This window comes from Rhodococcus sp. FW305-130, from assembly GCF_058788335.1.
Genome location: NZ_JBYTAP010000006.1, coordinates 143,656 through 165,165, shown reverse-complemented (window position 1 = coordinate 165,165; position 21,510 = coordinate 143,656). Strand labels below are relative to the sequence as shown.

Here is a 21,510-nt window from a genome sequence, read left to right as displayed (position 1 = left end):
AACTTACCCGTTAGTGACTCCGATCATGCCCAGCTCATCCACTCACAGCGGCGAATTCAAGCTCTCACAGCGACAGAAATTGCCGTCTACCTGCGGTGATGACAAAAGTCCCTAATCGCCACACCGGCACACAGTTCTCGCGAGAATTCTGCTGTCGGTGAGCAGAACTCCGAACCGGTGATGTCATGGAGTTTTGTCCTCGTCGACAAATCGAGAAATGCCTTTCAACGCTGCTTCGAATTCCTCGTCGGCCCGGGTTCTAACCCAGAGGACGAGCACGCAGGCAGTGACGATCCCGACCAGGTTGACAGCCAGTTGCAGCGACGACAACCCGGCGATCCGCCATTCTCCGTTTGCTGCCGCAACCACCGCGAAACCGGCGGCAGGAACCGTGGTGACGGAGATGAACACTCCGACCAAGGCAGCGGACTTCGACGAGACGAGTGCCAGCATCCCAGCCGCACCGGCAAGAAGCGCGACGACAAACGAGATGGGCCCGACCTTGTAGACGAAATCGACCTCGTGGAGCGATTCGAGACTCACGACGTCCATCCACCCGAAGAACTTCACCACGAACGTTGCGGCGAGAGTCACGCCCATCGCGATGGGGAATCCGACGGCGAGCGCGAGAATCGAACGTCGACGCAACCGTCGATCCCGCCGTACGAGTGCCACAGCCAGCGCGGCCAGCGGCCCGAACTCCGGGCCGACGACCATGGCGCCCACGATCGTGATCTGAGAGTCGGTGACAACGCCGATTGCCGCGAGCAGACATGCGATCGTCAGGAACGCGACGAACAATCCGTTGAGAGTTGATTCTTCCCGAGTGCGGGACAGCAATTCCTCCCACACGACGGAATCCGCGGGATCACCCGGCACGTCGCGCTCAGCTTTGCGCGCCGCCGCCGACAACACCGTCTCGACTGGTACGAGCGTCATTCCGCCGTCCTCGGCGACGCCGAGAGCGGTCAGAGCATCGACGACGTCGTTGGCCGCCTCACGGGCGACGTCGGCCTCCACCATGTCGCCGGCGGGATGAACCGCGACATCACGTAATACGACGATGTGTGTCGCGCCCCGCTGCGACGCGAGCGCACCGAGAACTTGCTCGGTGCGCTCGGTCGGGCAGATCACCCGCAAATGCAGCATGGCGATCCGGTGTCGGCTCTACTTGGCTTCGACGGTGTCGCCTTCGGACTTCTTGTCCTCTGACTTCTTCTCGGGCTTCGCATCAATACCCGATTCCTTGCGCTGCTGCGCAGAAATCGGTGCCGGAGCATCCGTCAGCGGGTCGACGCCGCCACCGGACTTCGGGAACGCGATGACCTCACGGATGGAATCCATGCCGGCGAGGAGAGCTGTGATGCGGTCCCAGCCGAAAGCAATTCCGCCGTGCGGAGGCGCGCCGAAGGCGAAGGCGTCGAGAAGGAAGCCGAACTGCTCCTGCGCCTCTTCCTCGGAGATACCCATCACCTTGAACACTCGTTCCTGAATGTCCTTGCGGTGGATACGAATACTGCCGCCGCCGATCTCGTTGCCGTTGCAGACGATGTCGTAGGCGTAGGCCAGAGCGGAATCCGGATCGGTGTCGAATGTGTCGAAGAACTCCGGCTTCGGCGACGTGAACGCATGGTGCACGGCGGTCCAGGCGGAGTGGCCGAGCGCAACGTCACCGGATGCAGTGGCGTCTGCGGTCGGCTCGAACATCGGAGCGTCGACGATCCACACGAAGGCCCACGCGTCGGGATCGATGAGGTCCTTCTTGCGTGCGATCTCACCACGGGCTGCGCCGAGAAGGGCGCGCATCGGCTTCGTTGCGCCGGCTGCGAAGAAGATGCAGTCACCCGGCTGAGCTCCGACGTGGGCGGCCAGGCCCTCACGCTCGGCGTCGGTCAGGTTCTTGGCAACAGGTCCACCGAGAGTGCCGTCTTCGCCGACCAACACGTACGCCAGGCCCTTGGCCCCGCGCTGCTTCGCCCATTCCTGCCAGGCGTCGAGTTGCTTGCGCGGCTGGCTTGCACCGCCGGGCATCACGACGGCGCCGACGTACTCCGCCTGGAACACGCGGAACGTCGTGTCCTTGAAGAAGTCCATGCACTCGACGAGTTCGATGTCGAAACGCAGGTCCGGCTTGTCGCTGCCGTAACGACGCATTGCCTCGGTGTAGGTCATGCGGTCGATCGGCGTCTTGATCTCGTGGCCGACGAGCTTCCAGAGCGCCGTCAGGATTTCCTCGGCAAGCAGGATGATGTCGTCCTGGTTGACGAAAGCCATCTCGATGTCGAGCTGAGTGAACTCGGGCTGACGATCGGCGCGGAAATCCTCGTCGCGGTAGCAACGCGCGATCTGGTAGTAGCGCTCGATGCCGCCGACCATGAGTAGCTGCTTGAACAGCTGCGGGCTCTGCGGCAGTGCGTAGAAGCTACCGGGCTGCAGGCGTGACGGTACGAGGAAGTCACGGGCACCCTCCGGCGTCGAACGCGTGAGCGTCGGAGTCTCGACCTCGACGAACTCGTGGTGCGCGAGTACGCCGCGCGCTGCAGCACTTACCTTGGAACGCAAGCGAATTGCGGATCCGGGCCCTTCACGACGCAAGTCGAGGTATCGGTACTTGAGGCGTGCTTCTTCGCCGACCTGATCGTCGAGCTGGAACGGCAGCGGTGCGCTTTCGTTGAGAACCTCGAGTTCGGTGGCGTTGACCTCGATTGCTCCGGTGGGGATCTCGAAGTTCTGGTTGCCCTCGGGGCGAACCTCGACCGTTCCGGTTACGCGAACGCAGTATTCCGCGCGCAGACGGTGCGCCTGCTCGGCCACGTCACCTGCCCGGAAAACTACCTGCGCAACTCCGGATGCATCACGGAGATCGATGAAGATCACTCCGCCGTGATCACGACGCCTGGCTACCCAACCGGTGAGCGTTACGGTCTGCTCTGCCTGCTCGGGTCGCAATGAACCGGCGAGATGTGTGCGCAGCACGGGATTCCTTTCGAACTACTTCCAATAACCGACGACCGACTACTTTGCCTGCGATCCTACGGAGCGAACTGCGCAGAGCGGAAACGCGGACCCGCATCCCATGCGAAGCTATCTCCAGAAGTGACGGCAAGCACTTGTTCACGACAGCAGAAAGCGGACATAGATGACCTTCAACGAGGGGGCCCGCGGCGAAGCGGGACGCGTTCAGGTTCAAGGCGGCGGGGGCGGCGGTGGCCGCGGCGGCAAAATCGCGATCGGCGGTGGCGCGGGCGGCATCATCGTTCTGATCCTGGCACTGTTGTTCGGCGGTGACCCCGGCTCACTACTGGGCACGTCCACCGAAACTTCGAGTTCGTCGACCGGACTGTCGTCGGTCGACGAGTGCACCGGCGCTCAGGCAAACGCCGATGTGAACTGCCGCGTCACACTGACCGTCGGAAGCCTCGACGACGTTTGGGAACAGCAGTTGGTCAAGCAGACCGGTACGGCGTACGTGCGACCCGAAGTCATTCTGTTCAGCGGTTCGGTCAACACCGGTTGCGGCCAGGCGTCGAGCGATGTCGGTCCGTTCTACTGCCCGGCGGACCAAACGGCGTACTTCGATACGAGCTTCTTCCAATTGCTCGTCGACCGTTTCGGTTCCAGTGCCGGACCGCTCGCACAGGAGTACGTGGTCGCTCACGAGTTCGGACATCACATCCAGAATCAGCTCGGCGACATCGGCCGCGCGCAGGCCGACCCGCAGGGTGAGCAGTCGGGTGCGGTTCGCACCGAACTCCAGGCCGATTGCTACGCAGGCGTCTGGGCGCATTTTGCCGACACGATTCCCGATCAGGCGACCGGTCAACCGTTCCTGAAGCCCTTGTCAAAAGACGACATTCGCGACGCGTTGTCCGCCGCCTCGTCGGTGGGCGACGACCGTATCCAGAAGTCCACGACCGGTCGGGTCAACCCTGAAGGCTGGACACACGGTTCCTCGGCACAGCGTCAGGCGTGGTTCATGACCGGATACCAGACCGGCCAGATCTCGTCGTGTGACACGTACTCGGCGCGGGATCTGAACAATCCGCCCGATCTGAAGCGGTAGAGAACCTCCGAAATACCATCCCGCCGACAATTTTTTCTGTCTTGACAGATTTGGTTGTCGGTGGGATGGTTTTCTCATGTTGGAAGTTGCAGTCATCGATCGTCCCGCAGCTGCCGAGGCCTCGCTCGATCCGATCCGCCAACGGATTCTGGCTGAACTGGCAGTTCCGGCATCAGCATCCTCGCTGGCACCCCGAGTGGGTTTGACACGCCAGAAGATCAATTACCACTTGCGCACTCTCGAGGAACACGGACTCGTCGAACTCGTCGAGGAGCGCAAGCGGGGAAACATGACGGAGCGGATCATGCAGGCCAGCGCCGCGTCGTACGTCATCTCCCCCGCTGCAATGTCGGCGCTCGCGCCGGACCCGAGCCGGTTCCCGGATCAGCTCTCGGCGCGCTGGCTCGTCACTCTCGCGGCGCGGATCGTCCGAGAGGTCGGCGAACTGATCGCCGGCGCAACTGCGGCCGGAAAACCGTTGGCGTCCTTTGCCATCGACAGCGACATCATCTTTGCCACGGCGGCCGACCGCGCCGCCTTCGCCGGCGAACTCGGGGAGTCGATCAACTCACTTGTGGCCAAATACCACGACGGCAATTCCGAAGCCGGGCGCAAACACCGCTTGGTTGTCGCCCTGCATCCCAGTCTCACCACACCCCACGTCACCACACCCGAAACGGAGCAGTAGCGATGTCCGAGAAATTCGAAATCCGCCGCGAGGTGGTCGTCCCCGGAACTCCCGAGCAGATCTGGGCCGCGATCTCGGCAGAGACGGCCGGCTGGATGTTCCCGTCTCCGCTCGAAATCCCTGCGGACGGCAGTAGTCCGGACAGCCCGATCATCGCGACGTGGGAGCCGCCCCGCGAGCTCGCCATCCACATGCAAGGCCCCGACGGCTGGTTCAACAACCTCGAGTACGTCGTCGAGGCCCGCGACGAGAGCACCGCCGTTGTCCGCTACGTCCATGCCGGAGTGTTTGCCGAGGACTGGGACAACCAGTACGACGGCGCGGGTAAGCACACGGACTTCTACCTGCACAGTCTCGGACAATACGTGCGGTACTTCGCCGGCAAACCCGTCACCTATGTCTCGGCCGAAGGCCCGGAATCCTCGTCCTCGCCGCAAGCGATGGGAACGCTTCGCAGCGCCCTCGGAATCACCTCGGGCACCGCTGTCGGTGACGCCACGTCGGTGGAAGTCCCCGGAATCGGAACCGTCGACGCGATTGTCGACTACATCAACGACTGGTTCATCGGCTTGCGTACCGAGGACGCATTGCTGCGGTTCTACGGACGAAACGCCTTCGGCGGCACCGTCGACGCGGCCCATCACCTCTTCGCAGAGGGCGCTGACGGTGGATCAGCAACGACAGCGTGGCAGGCCTGGCTCGACGGCGTGTTCGCCTGAGTCGTCACACTCCCCGCTCTGCTGACACGCGACCGTCGTCGATCGCGGTCAGCAAAGCGGCATGATCGCGTGCGTTGCGTTTGGCGTAGGCAGCCGCGAACTCCCCGATCGCGAAATCGAATTCGGTTCCGTCACCGAGATATTCGGCGATCGCAATCCGATCGGACGAGCGAGCATGCGCATAGGCCAGGACCCTCGCGCATAGTCGCCCGTAGAGTTCCATCCCTTCGGGTTTCATGGTTTCGATGACCGCTGATCCCTTGCCGTCCCGAAGTTGGCGGATGTAGAAGTCGTGCTCATCCTCGTCGAGTCCCGGTCCGCGCTCCCACCCCAGGAAGATGTCACTGGTGGCCTGCATCAGGCGCTGCCCGTTCACTACTCGTTCGCCCTCGTTGGAGAAGGTGGGGCCATCGACGTACGCCGAGAGAACGGACGGCTGCGCCTCCTTGACCTGCAGGATCAACGGATCGTCGTCGTCGACGCCTTTCATCAGGATCATCCACGCGCGCGTTCCGACGCTCCCGACACCGACAACTTTCCGCGCGATGTGCGTCATCTCGAAGCTTTCGAGCAACACCCGACGGTCCCACTGCAACGTGCTTCGATAGGAACGAACGCGCTGACGTAGCAACTCCTCGATCTGAGTGAGGTCGGTGCCCGCGAACAATTCCTCTGCCGGCACGATCAGCGGCGGGTCACTGATGAACCGCCTTCTCCCGTCGACGATTTCGGTGAATTTTCCGGCAGCCTGAGCGCTGTCTCGGCGACGAGCCTTGTCCAACGTCGCCTGGGTCCGCTCGAGCATTCGCTTCTTCAAATCGACGCGAAGTTCTTCCAGTCCGTCTTCGGGTGCGATGTGCGCGTACCAGACTGCAAGGTTCCCCAATCCTGCCTGAGCGATCAGGGTTTCGCGATACTCGGCCGCACACCCGCGAACGATCTTCTTACGCTCTTTGCCGGAGTATCCGTTGTCCTTCGCTGCGATCGCCAAACTGGCGGCCAGTCGTTTCACGTCCCATTCGAACGGCCCCGGGTACGTTTCGTCGAAGTCGTTGATGTCGAACGCGAGCTTTCGCTCGGGCGTCGCATAGATACCGAAGTTGCTCAGGTGTGCGTCGCCGCAGAGTTGGCTGTTCAGGCCGGAATCAGGGCTTCGGGACAAGTCGTCCGTCATCACCAGGGCAGCACCACGGAAGAACGAGAACCGGGACGCCGACATGCGCCCGTATCGGATGGGCACCAGGTCCTGTACCCGCGACTTCGCCTGCAATTCCAGCAGTGATATCGGATCGCGGTCACTCTCAGTCAGATCCGCGAGCGCGGCCAATGGCGTATCTCTACGCGCCTGGCGACCGCGCGCCCGCCTCTCGTCGACAGTGGGATGCTCGGTACGCACTGCTGTCATCTGCCCGACCTTTCACTCGCAACGGCTATCGCTACGAACTCGACGCGTCGGGCGTCGTTCGGCCTCCTGATCCGCGCGCTGCGCGTACCAGGAGTTCCGGACTTGACACCAACGCCTTGCGCCACGGAAGTACCCCGTCGATCTCGATCTGAATCGACAGGCTCAACACGGTCCGAATCAGAACGATCATGCCCAGAACTGCGGCGTCGGTCAGCGACGGTGAAGACGTCACAGTCTTCACCAGATCAGCGGCGACAAGGATCTCGAGCCCGAGAAGGATGACCGCACCCATCGTCTCGCGCAGAGTGCGAAACGCTGAACTACCGTCGCGCGTTCGACTCCAGGCGCGCCCCGCGATCACGAATGCGAACACGAACCCGAGGACCATGGCGACAACACCGAGTACTTCGAACCATTCGGTGACAAGCTCGAAGAACCTGATTTTGTCCATGATCATGATTCTCGAGGTAATGCACCGATAAGTCGAGGTGACACGACGGAGTCAGCTGAAGATCCGCTCGATGTCGTCGAGTCGCAGCTCGGTCGCGCGAGGAGAATAGCCCGAGCCCCACAGGCTGTCGTCGACGTAATGGACGTTCCCCGAGCGGACAGCGGGAAGACGCTCCCAGAGCGGGTTCATTGCCAACTGCGCGCGGACGTCCTGCTGGTCCTGGAATGCACCCACGATGATCACGTCGCTGGTCACCTGATCGAGTTGCTCCGCTGTGAGTGTGCGGGTGAACTCCTCCGATGTAGCTCGATCGCCCGGGAAACCGAGAGCATCGAGAAGAGCGTCGACCTGGTTGTAGACGACACCGTTCTCGCCGGTACGCAGCAGCATCACCGACGGTAGCGAGCCGAGGGCCGAGAGCCGATCCTTGATTGCGAGGAGGCGCTCTTCCGTTCTCGCGTTCAATTCCGCAGCAGCTTCTTCCCGTCGGACCGCGACGCCCATCGAGGTGACCAACTTCTTCATCTCGTCCCACGTGAGGTACCCGTTGAAGCCGGCGAACACTGGAACACCGGTCGCAGAGAGTTCGTCGTAGGACTTTGCCGCATAAGCATTTCCGGCGGTCAGGAGCATGACGATCAGATCCGGCGACGCGCCGATGATCGCTTCCTTGTTCCACGTTCCCGCCGTGCCGAGGTTCGGGATGTTCGCCGCCTCCGGCATCGTGCGCAACACCGCGTCGCCGCCCACCCCTTCGAGACCGAAGAAGCCGCCGACGATCTTCTCCGGCGGCACACCGAGGTCGAGGACCGTCGCCATGGCGCTGACGTGGGCGATGACCATTCGCTGCGGATCCGACGGAATCTCGACTCTGCCCGTCTCATCCTGCACTGTGACGAGACCACTTGGCGCCGAGCCGTTTTCGTCGCTGCTGCACGCTGCCAGCAATGTCGCAGCCGCGACACCGAGCCCGGCGCCGAGGAATCCCCTGCGTGTCAGCGCATCGACGATGCGTTCCCACCGCTCGTCTGTATCGAGTGTGGTGTTATCGAGTGCGGGCGCCAGGCAGATCGAGTTCGGCACAGTTCGGTCCATTCGTTCGAGCGGTCGAAGATCTCCTCGATTGTGGCTATCGAACCGTCGAAACTGAACAGGATTTCGAGCCGACATCTATCGCTGTCCGGTCACACCTTCTTGACGACGCTCGACTTCAATTGCATCGGTCCGATGCCGTCGACCTTGCAGTCGATGTCGTGGTCGCCAACGCCCTGAACAAGGCGGATGTTGCGCACTTTCGTACCTGACTTGATGCCGGTCGGACTGCCCTTCACCTTGAGCGTCTTGACGACCGTCACCGTGTCTCCGTCCGCAAGGATGTTGCCTACGGCATCTTTCACCACACCCAGTTTCACCACACCCGAGTCCTCGCCGGCACTATCGGTCGGCGCCCACTCGTGCGCGCAGGACGGGCAGACCATCAACGCGCCCATCTCGTAGGTGTATTCGCCGGCGCATTCGGGGCAAGGGGGCAAGGTGTCTTCCACGCGGTTCATCCTATCCACCAGGCACCCGATCCCCATTTTTTGCATTTCATGAGGCATTCTTGGGCGAAATATTGCATTCGATGAAACTTTGCACTCTGTGCAATTATGGATGAAATGGGAACCGAAACTCTCGGATTGCGCGAACGAAAACGAATTGCGACGAGGCAGCTGATCGAGCACACTGCCGTCGAACTCGTCCTCGACCTGGGCTATGACGAAGTGACCGTCGAGAAGATCTGCGAGGCCTGCAATCTGTCGACCCGCACGTTCTTCAACTACTTCCCCACCAAGGACGCGGCGATCGGTGGGCTCATGCTCGTCGTGCCAAGTGAGGCAACCATGCTCACGCTCATCGGCGAGCACCCGGACGATCCGCTGCGCGGCGCCCTCGCGGTCTTCGAGGCGGCGATGCAGATCGTCGACGAGCGACCCGATCTGCTCGCGCATCGACGCGAATTGTTCGAACGTCATCCCACGCTGTTGCAACAACATCTGGCCACCTTCCACGATCTTGAAGACACGCTCACCCGGATCCTCACGCGGGAGTTGTCGCACAGAACCGAGTATCGCCGCCTGCACTCGGATACAGCCGCTGCCGACGAAGCCACGGCAACGGTCATCACCGCAGGCGCCGCGATGCGTTACGTCTTCCGAAAATGGCAGAACAGTGAACGGGCAAGCCCCAGAACCGACTTGCTTGATCCGGCGCTACTCCTGATGGCTCGAATACTCAGGTCCGAGAGCTGATCCACACTCTCGCACCAGCTGTCACTCAACTAAGGAACTACATGTCCACTCGAGAAGCTGCGACCGTCGAGCCCGACGGCACGCATACCGATACCGAGGCCGCGCCGGACAAACGGTCGATCATCCTCGTTTTTGTCGGGCTTATGATCACGATGCTTCTGGCATCGCTCGACCAGATGATCTTCAGCACCGCGCTCCCGACCATCGTGGGTGAATTGAACGGCGTCAACCACATGGTCTGGGTGACGACGGCATACATCCTCGCCTCGACCGTCATGATGCCGGTGTACGGAAAACTCGGTGACCTGATCGGCCGCAAGGGCCTCTTCATCGGCGCCATCAGCATTTTCATCGTCGGTTCGGTGATCGGCGGCCTGTCCCACGACATGACCACACTCATCGCTGGTCGAGCCGTGCAAGGACTCGGCGGCGGCGGATTGATCCTGCTGTCCCAGGCGATCATCGCCGACGTCGTCCCCGCCAGGCAACGCGGCCGGTACATGGGTGCGATGGGCGGCGTGTTCGCACTGGCTTCGGTTGCCGGCCCCCTTCTCGGTGGATGGTTCACCGAGGGCATCGGCTGGCGCTGGGCATTCTGGATCAACATCCCCCTCGGGCTCCTCGCCATCGCGAGCGCAATGGCATTCCTTCACCTGCGGAAGCCGAACCTCGGCAAGCCTCGCATCGACTATCTGGGAATGGTCTTGGTCGCAACGGCCGCAACCTGTCTGATCCTGTTCACCACTTGGGGCGGCAACACCTACGCCTGGGGGTCAGGCGTCATCATCGGGTTGATCGTCGGCTGCATCGTGACCGCAGTGGCGTTTGTCTTCGTTGAGAAGCGTGCTGACGAACCGGTAATTCCGATGCACCTGTTCGCTCAACGAAACTTCGTGTTGACCACGGTCGCGGGTCTGATCATCGGCATCGCGATGTTCGGTGCGCTCGCCTACCTGCCGACCTACATCCAGATGGTGACCGGTAAGAACGCCACCGAAGCAGGACTGATGATGATTCCGATGATGGCAGGCCTGCTGGTCGCCTCCATCGGATCCGGTCAGCTGGTCAGCAAGACCGGCCGCTACAAGATCTTCCCCATCGTCGGAACATCCATCGTCGCAGTCGCTCTTGTCCTGCTCTCACGTCTGACGCCGTCGACCTCACTGCTGGTCTTCGGTTGCTACATCGCACTCATGGGTATCGGCCTCGGCCTCGTCATGCAGATCTTGATCTTGATCGTGCAAAACACCTTCCCCGCGGCGGAAGTGGGAACGGCCACCGCGTCGAACAACTTCTTCCGTCAGATCGGTGCGTCGTTGGGCAGCGCGATCGTGGGCAGCCTGTTCGCCTCGCGTCTGACCAATCTCCTGGCCGAGCGACTCCCCGCGAATGGCGGCGCGGTCGGTGGTGACGAGAACTCCTTGACCCCGGGAATCCTCTGGAAGTTGCCCAGCCAGGTTCGCGAGATCATCGTCGGTGCGTACAACGACGCGCTGGCGCCGATCTTCCTGTACCTCGTCCCCTTGGTCATCGCGGCAGTTGTCCTGTTGCTCTTCGTCAAGGAGAAGCCACTCGCGACGACGATCGATCGCTCGGCACCCCCGCTCGAGTAATTGACTATCGTGGCGTGATGTCGCACGCACCGAATACGCCCAGACGCACTCTCGCTGTTCTGGGCGTATTCGGCGTTGTGGTGGTCGTAGTTGTCGCCGGCGCACTGTGGTGGTTCGCGCGCGGCGACGACGCTCTTGCCGGCGAGAATCTCGATTCGTTCCCGGCCGTCGACCACAGCATTCTCGGCGCTCAGCAGAGTGCGTTACTGGGCGTCCTCGAGCAGGAGTGGGAGTCAGGGAGTCCCGGCACCAAGTACGCCGAGGGTGTCGAAGAATCGTGGTGTGCCGATTTCGTGAGCTGGTCGATGAACCAGATCGGCACGCCGTTCTCGAACCCCAACTCAGGGTCGTGGCGCATCCCCGGGGTGTACACGCTGCAGGAGTATTACGAGTCCGTCGACGCGTTTGTCCCCTACGGTCAGGACTACCAGCCCAAGGTCGGCGACACGATCCTGTACGGCGACTCGAGCCCCTTCGGCCAACACGTCAACGTCGTTCTGGTCAACGACGGCGGCACTCTGACGACCGTCGGCGGCAACGAGAACAACAAGGTCATGCTCCATCGCATCGTCCCGTCGGAAGTCCCGGGGATCGTCGGGTTCGGCGTCATCTGAGCCACCCCCGCCGTCGTAGCTTGATGGTTCTTGCGATGTGCAGAGGTGAGGCTACAGATTCGGGGTTGCCGTTGGATGGCACTTGCTATCAACCAATATTCGGATAATTCCGTGTTTCCGTCATTGACAGATATTAGACATCTGTGAAGAAGTTTCCCTGCCAACTAGATTCGTATCCAGCTGTCCCCCACCCAGAACAGGAATTCGATGCGCCCTGGTGAGCTCACCACTCTCGAGCAGATACAACTCATGGCCCGCGCGGCTGCTACGCAGGCCATGAGCACGCCGTCGATGCTCCGGCTGCGGCTCGGCCGCTACCCCGCTCGCACACCCGAACTGCGCAAACGCCCACTCCCCGACACCAAGCTGTGCAGCGAAGCGCTCGATCACGCCAGAGGAACCCTCTCCCCCGCGGTCTTGAACCACAGCCTGCGCTGCTGGATCTGGGCCGACGCCTTCGCGCAGATCGATGCGATCGAGTACGACCCCGAAGATCTCTTCACTGCGTGCGCCCTTCACGATGTCGGACTGGGCGCAGAAGGATCGGCCGAGCACGGGTGTTTCACCTACATCAGTGCCGCAGACGCAGAAGAACTCGCGACCCGAGTGGGAACTTCGGAGAGGTCGGTACGGCGAATCGGCGAAGCGATCCGTCTACACATGGATCTGACCGTCGACCGCGGCGCGGGCGCTGACGCCTATCTACTGCATGCCGCAGCGCATTTCGACGTTGCCGGTCGGCGTGCGCCCGAAATTCCGCGAGCAACTGTTGATGCAACAATCGCGGAGTACCCGCGAACAGGGTTCACCGACGAGTTCGCGCAATCGATGCGGCGCGAGGTCGAGCTCCGTCCGCACTCTCGCGCGGCGACGCTCTGGAGATCGGGAATGGCCCTGCCGTTGCGTACCAATCCCCTGGATTGGAAGAGCCGGTAACTACGAAAAGTCCTCGAGCACTGCAGTTCGCGGCCCTCCGACGTTCCCGGTATTCACCACGCCGACGGGTTCGATCAACATCACCTCCGCTTCTTCCTCGGCGATCGGGCAATGTTCGACTCCGCGAGGTACCACGAACAGTTCACCGGGCCCCAGTGGAACATCTCCGTTTCGGAGTTGGATTCGAATCTGCCCCTTCGTCACCAGGAACATTTCGTCGGTGTCGGTGTGGGAGTGCCAGACGAATTCACCTTTGATCTTGACGATCTTGATCTCGTAATCATTGAGGGCCGCAATCTTCTTGGGCGACCAGTGCTCGGCGAACTGACCGAACTTCTCGCGGAGCGATACCGCTGTTGCCGAACTGTTCATGTTGTTCCTCCCTCGGGCGCGACACCATCGCGATGACGACCCCGCCACTCTTCGTCACCCGCGGCAGCTGCGTCTTGTACGTTTCTGACATGGATCCCCGCGGCGCACAGATCACCGCGTGGGCACCGGGCCTCGCGGGAATCACCGAGGTCTTCCATGCCGATTTCGTCGGACACGCCTATCCCAAACACACGCACGATCAGTGGTCTCTGATGCTCGTCGACCGGGGCACGATTGCATACGACCTCGATCATCGCGCTCATGGCGCAGCACCCGAGATCGTGACTCTGTTGCCGCCAGGCATCGCACACGACGGAGTTCCGGTCACCGAGGCCGGATTTCGTCAACGAATCCTTTACCTCGACACGTCAGTTCTCGGTGAGGTCCTCATAGGCCCGGCGGTGGACAGCCCCGAGATTCGAGACCCTCTGCTGCGCCACCGCATCGATCAACTGCACTCTGCACTCGGCCCACACGGCGAATCACTCGAAGCCGAAAGTCGCCTGGGGTTCCTCGCTGAAAGATTGAACGAGATCCTCACACCGGCCACAGGTCGATCCCGTCACATGCCGACCGTTGACGAACGCGTTGCCGATCAACTTCGGGACCTGCTCGATGCGCGACTCACAACGGGAATCACGATGCGGGAAGCGTCGAACATCCTGCAACGGAACCCCACGTATCTGATCAAGAACTTCGCGAAGCATTTCGGGCTTCCGCCTCACAAGTACGTGACGGGACGTCGAATCGATCTGGCGCGACGCGCAATCCTCGCCGGGCGCGAATTGGCGGACGTGGCCGTCGACGTCGGATTCCACGATCAATCCCACCTGTCGCGGCACTTCGTCAAGCATGTCGGGGCGCCGCCCGGTAAATACGCACTGAACGTGGTCGGCAGAGCGCGCTAGTCGAAGCACCTGGCACAGGTTTCGTCGAGCAGACACTGGTTCCGGTCAGCTGGAGTCAGTGTCCACTGAATGAAAACGGTGTCAGGTCCCAACGATCAAGCAGCCGTCTCGAGGTCGACCAGGAGGAAGTCCTCGCGCAGCGGCCCGTATTGACGATCGGTCAGCTGATACGAGCGCAACGCGCGAGGCGCGCGGGCCAACTCGTAGAACCGCTCGGACCCGGACACGAATTGCCTCGATGCCCAACCCCAGTTCGGGCCGTGCGGAAACTTCGGGTCGGGCAGCATGTCGGACTCCATCGACATCAGCCGTAGACGGCGAACCACTCCGGTAGTGGAGGCATTCTCGTCGAAATCGGTCCACGCCTGACGGGCATTTGTGTCGTCACGAGGAGTTCCGGAGGAACGAACCACCGAAGACGCAGAGCGTCGACCACTACCGGCGTGATCATCGTGTCGAAGTTCGCCGACGCACCGACCACTCGACCGGCTCCACCGCATCGTCCAGCCCGAGAACCACGCGAGCTGCATTGCGCCCTTGATCGAACAGGGACTGGCGAACTGTGGTCAAGCCGGCGTCCGATGCGGCTGTTGTGTCGTCCCATCCGACGACTGCGACATCGTCGGGCAGCGCGAGGCCGAGTTCACGGGTCGCGTCCAGAACCCCCAGAGCCAGTTCGTCACTCATCGCCAAGATGACATCGGGCCTTCGGCTCTCGGGAACGTCGAGAAGGGACCGAGCCATCCGCGCACCCTCGCTCCGCTCGTTGACGGTGACGACCCCCACCCGCACCGAGGGCCAATCGAGGCCCGCGTCGCGGACGGCGCGCTCGTAGCCCTCGAGCCGATGGCGGGACACCGGAAAGAACGCTTCACCTGGATCCACGGCCATCCGAATCTCGGACCGACGCTCACGATCCCACGGAAGGCTGATCACCGCGGGCCGCTGCGCCCCCGACAACCCGACTGCCGCGATCGCAACGGCGCCGGCAACATCGTCCATCCCGACGAGATCCACACCCTCGTGCAACGGCCCACCCTGGATGCATGCGGGTTTTCCGGTGCCGACAATCGCGTCAAGGATGGGATCGTCGAAGACGGTGGTCCAGACGACAAAGCCGTCTACTGCCGCGTCGCGAACTCTGTCGACGTCTCCCGGTTTCCCCGAGTTCGGCAGCATCATCAATCCGGCGTTCGCATCCAGGCACGCTTCGGCGACTCCCGAGAGGAATCGCCGAGCTACTGCGTCTTCGAAGGCATACGTCAGCTTCTCGCTGAAGACGACCGCGATGTTATTGAATTTCCCGCTCCGCAAGGACTGCGCCGCCCGGTTAGGGCCCGCGTACTCGAGCTCTTCGGCGGCGGCGAACACCTTGGCTCGCGTTGATTCAGACACGCGCTCGGGCTGTGCGAAGGAGTACGACACCGACATCACCGACACGCCTGCGGCCTTGGCGACGTCGGCCATCGTCGGTCGACTCGAACGCTGCGCACGTATGGCCATGAGCATCAGCATAGCGAGTGCAAAATATCCATTGCGCAGATGTGTATCGATACATGTATCGTTACACAACATGACTGCTCGACTGCCGAAGGCAACCACGCTACGGCTGATGACACTGGCCGGAGCAGCCTTCGCCTACGTGACGGCCGAAATGCTCCCCGTCGGACTGCTCAGCGAAATCTCGACGGACCTCGACGTCACCGAAGGGCGTGTCGGCCTACTGCTGACCTTCTACGCATACGGTGTCGCGGCCTTGACGCTTCCGCTGATCGGAGCGGTCAAAACCTGGCCGCGACGACGCGTCGTCGTTCTGACGGTGGCCACCCTCGCGGTGTCGCAACTGGTCGCAGCATTGGCCGTCAACTATCCGATGCTGGTGATCGGACGATTGCTCTGCGCTGCGACGCACGGCGTGTTCTGGGCTGTCGTTGCCCCGGTCGCAGCCACTCTGGTTCCGCGCGGACAACAGGGCAAGGCCATCGCGATGGTGTATGCCGGTACGTCTCTCGCATTTGTTCTCGGAGGTCCACTGTCTTCGGCGATCGGCCAATCCTGGGGTTGGCGGACTGCGTCGGCGGCAATCGGTGTGGTGGCAGTGGTCATCGCTTTCTCACTGCATCGTGCGTTGCCCGAAATGCCGGTCGATCAACTCCATCGGAGCAAGCGAGACAAACCGAAGCCGACACCGGCGATGAAACGGGCACTCGCCGTCATCTGCGCGGCAACGCTGTTTGCCGCCCTGGGGCAGTTCGCTTCGTACACGTTCTTCACACTTCTGGTGGAGGAAAGCCTCGGCTCGTCCGGTGGCATCCGTACCGCGATGCTTCTGGTCTACGGCGCCGCCGGCGCAGTCGGAGTGTGGGTCGCCGGCAAGTACTACGACCGCCGACCGCGTCTCTTCACGCTCATCTCGATCGCGACGGTGGCAGGCGCGCTGGCCATCTTCTGGCTCTTGGCGCCGTCGATGGGAGCGTTCGCAGTTGTCGCCACGATCTTGTGGGGTGCGGCGTTCACCACCGTTCCGATCTGCCTCCAGTCCTCGGTTCTGCGCGCCGCTCCGATCGGGACCGACCGTGCCTCGGCCATCTACGTCGTCGTGTTCCAGATCGCGATTGCAACGGGCGCTCTGCTCGGTGCGGCCGTCGTCGACAGTGGCGGGCTCTCACATCTGGCGGGCATAGGGGTCGCTCTGATGATCGGTTCGTTGGTGATAGTCGGGTTCGGCCGACGCGCATTTCCCCGCGAACCGCAGCGGTCTACTCACTCCCCCACCGACGCGGCAGCGACGGTCGCGTCGTAGATCAGGGTGTATCGCCAGAAAAGTCGTCTCCTGATCCGGCTACCGGGCAAACACAACGCGGCCGCGCGTCGGACGTCAGCCATCGACTCACCCGGTTCCGCGGTGGGAACCGTCATCGCCTTCAGTGGCTCGGAGGCAACCCGTCGATGCTTGACGACGCCGACGACGGGATTGCACACGGTCGCCAACACCGACAGGAGTGCGTCGGTTGCTGTGGTCGATCGATAACACCCGACCACGACGAGCCGCCCGCCCGATTCGAGCAGGCCGCTCAGCCGCTTCATCGACTCTTCAAGTGGAAGATGATGCAACGCCGCGACGACTGTGATCGCGTCGTACTTCGCCTCGGATGCAAAGTCCTCGATCCGCCGTGCTTCGATGATCACGTTCTCGTCGTCGACAAACCTTGCGCGTACGGCGGCCGACGTCGTCAGGTCGGGTTCCACACCGACCACCACGTCGAACCGCCGCCGCAAGAGGTCGATCAGATTGCCGGTCCCGCTCCCCACGTCGAGAGCGCGACCGGACCTGACCCCGCGCAGATTACGTAGAACCCACCGGCCGTAGTGATCGTTGTGACTCCACGGATGGCGTCGGTTGAAACCGTCCAAGCGCGCAATCACACCCATACCCGACGGTATCAATCCGACCCCGGGCACCGGCCGTCACAACCGCGGGTCAACCGGCTCCGATTCGAGAGCCAACACTGCGAACACGGCCTGGTGCGCTCGCCACAATGGTTCACGGTCGACGAGCCTGGATACCGCCTCCATGCCGAGCGCGTACTCGCGCAGCGCCATCGACTGCTTGTGTCCGAGGTTGCGGTTACGCAATCTCGCAAGAGTCGACGGTTCGAGGTAGTCGGCACCGTAGATCAATCGCAGGTACTCCCGGCCGCGGACCTTGATCCCCGGCTGAACCTTCGCGTTGTACCCCCGCGGTCCGTGAATCTGATTCGCCAGCGGTTTGACGACCATCCCCTCACCACCGTCACCGGTGAGTGACTCCCACCACTTCGTCGCTTCGGACACCGAGTCTTCGGAACCGAGATCGACCACCAGGCGACGTGTAGTGGTAAATCGACTCGGGTCGGCCGCGGCCAGGCGGTCCGAAATACCCAGGTGCCATTCGTGATCCCGTTCCCCGTACGACTTGCCCTCGGCCGCCAGAATCTGGAACGGCGCGATGGTGACGCCGTCCAGTCCGTTCGTCGGCCACACGTACCGTCGGTACGCCTCTCCGAAGCGCTCGATACTGGCGGCCCGAACAGTTGTCTGTTCGAACATCTCCGCCACGTCCAGGCCCCGCGCCCCGGCCTGCGCCAACACGGCCTCGCGAGCTGTGAGGTCTGATCGCCCGGCCGCCGCGACCGACGCGTACTGCGAGCGCAGCAGACCTTCCGCTTTGACGTTCCACGGCAACAGTTCGCAGTCGAGGAGCAGCCAGTCGGTGCCCAACTCTTCCCACAACGCAGCGGAGGTGACTGCGGCGGCGATGTCGTCGATCAACTGCTGAGTCAGGTCGTCGTCGAAGAACTGGCGGCCGGTGCGGGTGTGCACCATCCCGCTGAGCGCATCCGGTGCGTCGAAGCGGGACTGAGCAACCGATCGATCACGGCACACGAGCACCACTGCCCGCGAACCCATGTGCTTCTCTTCGCAGATCACTGTTCCGATTCCGCCGGCCCGGTATGCGTCGAACGCGGTCGACGGGTGTTCCAGATAATCATCGGATTGGGCGCTCGCGCAGGGCGCCATGGTCGGCGGTAGGTACCGCAGCCATTGCGGCGCGACGGCGAATCGGCTCATCACTTCCAAGGCGCCGGCAGCGTTGTCGGCGCGAACGGACACTCGACCGCGCAGTTCGGTGTCGACGCCTGTTGTTTCGAGGACGTCGGCGAGATCGAGCACGTCCGGATCGCGAGTCGGCGGTGCCAGCGGTACCACCGGCTCGTACCAAACCTGCTCCGCCGGAACCGACACGATCTCTCGTTCCGGGTATCGAAGGGCGGTGAGGGATCCACCGAACACACAGCCGGTGTCGAGGCACGCGGTGTTGTTGATCCATTCCACCTCGTGCACCGGAGTGTGACCGTAGAGGACCATCGCTGATCCTCGGTAGTCCTGCGCCCACGGGTATCGAACGGGCAAGCCGAATTCGTCCGTCTCACCGGTGGTTTCACCGTAGAGCGCAAAGCTTCGCACTCGGCCGGAGGCCCTGTTGTGGTAGTCCTCCTTGAGACCGGCGTGCGCGACAACGAGTTTGCCGTCGTCCAGGACGAGGTGCGCGACGAGACCGTCACAGAAGTCGACGACGCTTTCGCGGAACTCCGCCGACTCGGTGGCCATCTGCTCGAGGGTCTCGGCGAGTCCGTGACTCGGCGTGACCTTCTTACCGCGCAGCGCCTTGACGAGTTTGTTCTCGTGGTTACCCGGAACCGCTATCGCATGTCCCGCCGCGACCATCCCCATGACCAGACGCAGCACACCGACCGAATCCGGACCTCGATCCACGTAGTCACCGAGGAAGACGGCAGTTCGCCCGTCCGGCGGCACCGCATCGACAGCTCTGCCATCCGTCCCGAAGTCGACGGTGTAGCCGAGTTTCACGAGGAGCGTCTCGAGCTCACTTCGACATCCGTGGATGTCACCGATGACGTCGAACGGACCACGCTCGACACGCAGATCGCTGCGGAGCGGGTGGCGCAAGAATGTGGCTTCGGAAACCGCGTCCTCACCTCTGAGGATGTGAACCGAACGGAAGCCTTCCTTACCCAACCCGCGGAGCGAGCGAGTCAACTGTTGGTGCTGGCGGCGAATCACGTCGCGTCCGAACGTCCGATCAGAGCGAGCGTCGTTTCGTGCAGAACAGACCGATTCCGGAACATCGAGCACGACTGCCACCGGCAGTATGTCGTGCTCGCGAGCCAACGCAACGAGTCGCTTGCGCGCAGCGGGCTGCACGTTGGTCGCGTCGACCACCGTGAGGCGTCCGCGTCGCAAACGCTTGGCCGCGACGAACTCCAGCACTTCGAAAGCATCGGACGTCGACTCCTGTGAGTTCGGATCGTCACTGACCCACCCTCTGAATGTGTCACTCGAGAGGGTTTCGTAGTCACCGAAGTGGCGCGCCGCAAAGGTCGACTTTCCCGAGCCACTGACGCCGATGAGTACTACCAGGGCGAGATCTGGAATCTCGTACACCGTCATGTCGTTCGTGCCTCCTTCGTGAAGATTGCCATCTGTGTCGGCCCGCCGAGGACCGGATCAATTGCTCCGATAAATTCGAACTCCACGCAATAGCCGTGGACTCGGGCCGTTTCGGTTGCCCAGTCGTCGAATTGGGTCCGTGAGAACTCGAACCTGTGATCGGGGTGCCTGAACTCTCCCGCGGCCAATGCCGGATACAGCACGTTGTAGTCGGCATTCGGAGTAGTCAGCAGCACATACTGCGGTGCTGCGTCCACGAAGACCGATCTGACCAGCGCCGGCAGGCGCGCCGTGTCGACGTGCTCGACCACCTCCATCAGCACGGCTGCGTCGAAGCCTTTCAAGCGTGCGTCGCGGTACGTCGCGGACGACTGCATCAAAGACACACGTTCACGCTGGACGTCGGACATTTCGGTGAACTTCAATCTGCGTTGCGCCCGTGTCAGTTCGCGCGCGCTCACATCGACGCCGACAAGTTTGTCGAATCGAGCGTGCGGCATCAGCGCCTCGAGCAATTTACCTTCGCCACAACCGATGTCGACAATTGTTCTCACGTGCAGTCGCTGAAGCGTCGCCAAAACTGCGTCGACGCGAAGGCGTGCCAGCGGCGGATCCGGTCTCGGTGCTTCGATCTGCGCCTCAGCTTGTTCGGGAATCAGTCGATCGACCACCGATTCGACCAGGTCGCGTCGACGAGCCAGGTAGCGGGACATGATCAGCGCGGAATCCGGATGCGACGCCAACCACTCTCCAGCGACGCGGATCAATTTGTCTGCCTCGTCAGGTCCCACCCAGTAGTGCTTCACATCGTCGAGGACGGGCAACAGCACGTAGAGGTGCCGTAGGGCACTCTGCACCGTGTGTTCCCCGGTCAGTGTCAGCGACACGAAGTCGGAGTTTCCCCACGTCGGTAGGTGCGGATCAAGCTGCACCGGTATCGCGGTCACGTCCCAGCCCAGCGGCTCGAACAGCCGACGAGGCAATTCCGCATCGCTGCCACACGGAACCACCGGAATCGAGACGGTCAACGCGAGTTCGGCTCCGACGAGTTCCGGGTGCGACTTGCACGTTCCCGTCAACGCGGTGCGAAACAGCTTCGACAGAGCAACCGAGAGTATGGACGACGCCGCATACGGCCGATCGTTGACGTACTCCCCCAGCGAAAAGTTGTCGCCACTCTTGCCGCGTCGATACCTACTCTGCACAAGTTCGATGGGGTCGACGTCCACAATCACTGCCACCGTGGTCTTTTCGGCCGTGGCCTCCGGGTACAGAACCGTGGCGGTGCCGATCGCCAAGTCGAAGCTTTGCACGCGGTCGGGATGTTTGTGCAGCAGGTAGCTCAACGCGGTCGCATCAGGAGTCTGCGGGGTCGGGGTGGACGTCAGTGTGAGTAGCACCAGGCGAATGTAGCCCGGCAAACGTCCGGGGCGCCTCC

21 protein-coding genes are annotated in these 21,510 nt (G+C 62.3%); 9 read left to right on the top strand and 12 right to left on the bottom strand.

The features are described from left to right. Positions 1–183: 183 nt before the first annotated feature. Both AC3WQS_RS19980 and aspS read right to left on the bottom strand, forming a co-directional pair. The gene (locus AC3WQS_RS19980) at positions 184–1,149 is read right to left on the bottom strand and encodes a DUF389 domain-containing protein (protein ID WP_019748357.1); all 966 of its coding nucleotides are present in this window, start codon (positions 1,147–1,149) and stop codon (positions 184–186) included. Positions 1,150–1,167: 18 nt separating this feature from the next. Next, a complete protein-coding gene (gene aspS / locus AC3WQS_RS19975) occupies positions 1,168–2,976 on the bottom strand; it encodes an aspartate--tRNA ligase (protein ID WP_084325914.1) in 1,809 nt (602 codons plus the stop codon). Positions 2,977–3,139: 163 nt separating this feature from the next. Here aspS and ypfJ point away from each other — a divergent pair, with 163 nt between their 5' ends. The 3 genes from ypfJ to AC3WQS_RS19960 all read left to right on the top strand — a co-directional run bounded on the left by ypfJ (position 3,140) and on the right by AC3WQS_RS19960 (position 5,470). Further along, entirely contained in the window at positions 3,140–4,063 is a 924-nt protein-coding gene (gene ypfJ / locus AC3WQS_RS19970; protein ID WP_003945028.1) for a KPN_02809 family neutral zinc metallopeptidase, read from the top strand. A gap of 76 nt (positions 4,064–4,139) precedes the next feature. Further along, positions 4,140–4,751, top strand: coding sequence for an ArsR/SmtB family transcription factor (locus tag AC3WQS_RS19965; RefSeq protein ID WP_060938538.1), 612 nt, complete (start codon positions 4,140–4,142; stop codon positions 4,749–4,751). A 2-nt stretch (positions 4,752–4,753) separates the two neighbouring features. After that, the gene (locus tag AC3WQS_RS19960) at positions 4,754–5,470 is read left to right on the top strand and encodes an SRPBCC family protein (protein ID WP_060938537.1); all 717 of its coding nucleotides are present in this window, start codon (positions 4,754–4,756) and stop codon (positions 5,468–5,470) included. A 4-nt stretch (positions 5,471–5,474) separates the two neighbouring features. On the opposite strand, the gene AC3WQS_RS19955 is transcribed toward AC3WQS_RS19960, so the two are convergent. From AC3WQS_RS19955 to AC3WQS_RS19940, 4 genes are all read right to left on the bottom strand, one after another. Beyond that, positions 5,475–6,875, bottom strand: coding sequence for a DUF2252 domain-containing protein (locus tag AC3WQS_RS19955; protein ID WP_019748352.1), 1,401 nt, complete (start codon positions 6,873–6,875; stop codon positions 5,475–5,477). Between the two features lie 31 nt (positions 6,876–6,906). Next, the gene (locus tag AC3WQS_RS19950) at positions 6,907–7,326 is read right to left on the bottom strand and encodes a DUF1622 domain-containing protein (RefSeq protein ID WP_007728052.1); all 420 of its coding nucleotides are present in this window, start codon (positions 7,324–7,326) and stop codon (positions 6,907–6,909) included. A 51-nt stretch (positions 7,327–7,377) separates the two neighbouring features. Next, positions 7,378–8,409 (bottom strand): ABC transporter substrate-binding protein, encoded by a 1,032-nt coding sequence (locus AC3WQS_RS19945; RefSeq protein WP_492712357.1) that lies wholly within the window; start codon positions 8,407–8,409, stop codon positions 7,378–7,380. Between the two features lie 101 nt (positions 8,410–8,510). After that, positions 8,511–8,870, bottom strand: coding sequence for a zinc ribbon domain-containing protein YjdM (locus AC3WQS_RS19940; protein ID WP_020969567.1), 360 nt, complete (start codon positions 8,868–8,870; stop codon positions 8,511–8,513). Between the two features lie 114 nt (positions 8,871–8,984). On the opposite strand from AC3WQS_RS19940, the gene AC3WQS_RS19935 reads away from it, so the two are divergent. From AC3WQS_RS19935 to AC3WQS_RS19920, 4 genes are all read left to right on the top strand, one after another. Next, complete coding sequence (locus AC3WQS_RS19935; protein ID WP_024487257.1) at positions 8,985–9,617, top strand: TetR/AcrR family transcriptional regulator; 633 nt, start codon at positions 8,985–8,987, stop codon at positions 9,615–9,617. Between the two features lie 41 nt (positions 9,618–9,658). Further along, entirely contained in the window at positions 9,659–11,230 is a 1,572-nt protein-coding gene (locus AC3WQS_RS19930) for an MDR family MFS transporter (protein ID WP_492712356.1), read from the top strand. 17 nt (positions 11,231–11,247) lie between these two features. After that, complete coding sequence (locus AC3WQS_RS19925; protein ID WP_153211197.1) at positions 11,248–11,844, top strand: CHAP domain-containing protein; 597 nt, start codon at positions 11,248–11,250, stop codon at positions 11,842–11,844. 207 nt (positions 11,845–12,051) lie between these two features. Next, positions 12,052–12,780 (top strand): HD domain-containing protein, encoded by a 729-nt coding sequence (locus AC3WQS_RS19920; RefSeq protein WP_492712355.1) that lies wholly within the window; start codon positions 12,052–12,054, stop codon positions 12,778–12,780. On the opposite strand, the gene AC3WQS_RS19915 is transcribed toward AC3WQS_RS19920, so the two are convergent. Then, a complete protein-coding gene (locus tag AC3WQS_RS19915; RefSeq protein ID WP_047888361.1) occupies positions 12,781–13,152 on the bottom strand; it encodes a cupin domain-containing protein in 372 nt (123 codons plus the stop codon). A gap of 89 nt (positions 13,153–13,241) precedes the next feature. On the opposite strand from AC3WQS_RS19915, the gene AC3WQS_RS19910 reads away from it, so the two are divergent. Next, positions 13,242–14,060 carry a helix-turn-helix domain-containing protein gene (locus tag AC3WQS_RS19910; RefSeq protein ID WP_024487806.1) on the top strand — a complete coding sequence of 273 codons (819 nt, stop codon included), beginning with the start codon at positions 13,242–13,244 and terminating at the stop codon, positions 14,058–14,060. Positions 14,061–14,155: 95 nt separating this feature from the next. Here AC3WQS_RS19910 and AC3WQS_RS19905 read toward each other — a convergent pair whose 3' ends face one another. Together AC3WQS_RS19905 and AC3WQS_RS19900 are read right to left on the bottom strand one after the other, a co-directional pair. Then, positions 14,156–14,473, bottom strand: a complete 318-nt coding sequence (locus AC3WQS_RS19905) for a hypothetical protein (protein ID WP_492712354.1) — start codon at positions 14,471–14,473, stop codon at positions 14,156–14,158. Positions 14,474–14,507: 34 nt separating this feature from the next. Then, positions 14,508–15,563: a LacI family DNA-binding transcriptional regulator gene (locus AC3WQS_RS19900; RefSeq protein WP_492712352.1), complete on the bottom strand. Its 1,056-nt coding sequence runs from the start codon at positions 15,561–15,563 to the stop codon at positions 14,508–14,510. Positions 15,564–15,633: 70 nt separating this feature from the next. Here AC3WQS_RS19900 and AC3WQS_RS19895 point away from each other — a divergent pair, with 70 nt between their 5' ends. After that, positions 15,634–16,863, top strand: a complete 1,230-nt coding sequence (locus AC3WQS_RS19895) for an MFS transporter (RefSeq protein WP_492712350.1) — start codon at positions 15,634–15,636, stop codon at positions 16,861–16,863. Here AC3WQS_RS19895 and AC3WQS_RS19890 read toward each other — a convergent pair. The 3 genes from AC3WQS_RS19890 to AC3WQS_RS19880 are packed head-to-tail and all read right to left on the bottom strand — an operon-like array spanning position 16,824 to position 21,493. Then, positions 16,824–17,492: a class I SAM-dependent methyltransferase gene (locus AC3WQS_RS19890; protein WP_047888414.1), complete on the bottom strand. Its 669-nt coding sequence runs from the start codon at positions 17,490–17,492 to the stop codon at positions 16,824–16,826. The genes AC3WQS_RS19895 and AC3WQS_RS19890 overlap by 40 nt on opposite strands. Positions 17,493–17,528: 36 nt before the next feature. Continuing rightward, positions 17,529–20,072, bottom strand: a complete 2,544-nt coding sequence (locus tag AC3WQS_RS19885) for a polynucleotide kinase-phosphatase (protein ID WP_492712349.1) — start codon at positions 20,070–20,072, stop codon at positions 17,529–17,531. Further along, positions 20,069–21,493, bottom strand: a complete 1,425-nt coding sequence (locus AC3WQS_RS19880; RefSeq protein WP_492712347.1) for a 3' terminal RNA ribose 2'-O-methyltransferase Hen1 — start codon at positions 21,491–21,493, stop codon at positions 20,069–20,071. The genes AC3WQS_RS19885 and AC3WQS_RS19880 overlap by 4 nt, the downstream gene beginning before the upstream one ends. Positions 21,494–21,510: the final 17 nt, after the last annotated feature.

Bases quoted from the DNA above. Each gene is read 5' to 3' on its own strand.
- AC3WQS_RS19980 (WP_019748357.1), bottom strand. From the start codon at position 1,149: ATGCTGCATTTGCGGGTGATCTGCCCGACCGAGCGCACCGAGCAAGTT.
- ypfJ (WP_003945028.1), top strand. From the start codon at position 3,140: ATGACCTTCAACGAGGGGGCCCGCGGCGAAGCGGGACGCGTTCAGGTT.
- AC3WQS_RS19965 (WP_060938538.1), top strand. From the start codon at position 4,140: ATGTTGGAAGTTGCAGTCATCGATCGTCCCGCAGCTGCCGAGGCCTCG.
- AC3WQS_RS19960 (WP_060938537.1), top strand. From the start codon at position 4,754: ATGTCCGAGAAATTCGAAATCCGCCGCGAGGTGGTCGTCCCCGGAACT.
- AC3WQS_RS19955 (WP_019748352.1), bottom strand. From the start codon at position 6,875: ATGACAGCAGTGCGTACCGAGCATCCCACTGTCGACGAGAGGCGGGCG.
- AC3WQS_RS19950 (WP_007728052.1), bottom strand. From the start codon at position 7,326: ATGGACAAAATCAGGTTCTTCGAGCTTGTCACCGAATGGTTCGAAGTA.
- AC3WQS_RS19935 (WP_024487257.1), top strand. From the start codon at position 8,985: ATGGGAACCGAAACTCTCGGATTGCGCGAACGAAAACGAATTGCGACG.
- AC3WQS_RS19930 (WP_492712356.1), top strand. From the start codon at position 9,659: ATGTCCACTCGAGAAGCTGCGACCGTCGAGCCCGACGGCACGCATACC.
- AC3WQS_RS19925 (WP_153211197.1), top strand. From the start codon at position 11,248: ATGTCGCACGCACCGAATACGCCCAGACGCACTCTCGCTGTTCTGGGC.
- AC3WQS_RS19920 (WP_492712355.1), top strand. From the start codon at position 12,052: ATGCGCCCTGGTGAGCTCACCACTCTCGAGCAGATACAACTCATGGCC.
- AC3WQS_RS19915 (WP_047888361.1), bottom strand. From the start codon at position 13,152: ATGAACAGTTCGGCAACAGCGGTATCGCTCCGCGAGAAGTTCGGTCAG.
- AC3WQS_RS19910 (WP_024487806.1), top strand. From the start codon at position 13,242: ATGGATCCCCGCGGCGCACAGATCACCGCGTGGGCACCGGGCCTCGCG.
- AC3WQS_RS19900 (WP_492712352.1), bottom strand. From the start codon at position 15,563: ATGGCCATACGTGCGCAGCGTTCGAGTCGACCGACGATGGCCGACGTC.
- AC3WQS_RS19895 (WP_492712350.1), top strand. From the start codon at position 15,634: ATGACTGCTCGACTGCCGAAGGCAACCACGCTACGGCTGATGACACTG.
- AC3WQS_RS19890 (WP_047888414.1), bottom strand. From the start codon at position 17,492: ATGGGTGTGATTGCGCGCTTGGACGGTTTCAACCGACGCCATCCGTGG.
- AC3WQS_RS19885 (WP_492712349.1), bottom strand. From the start codon at position 20,072: ATGACGGTGTACGAGATTCCAGATCTCGCCCTGGTAGTACTCATCGGC.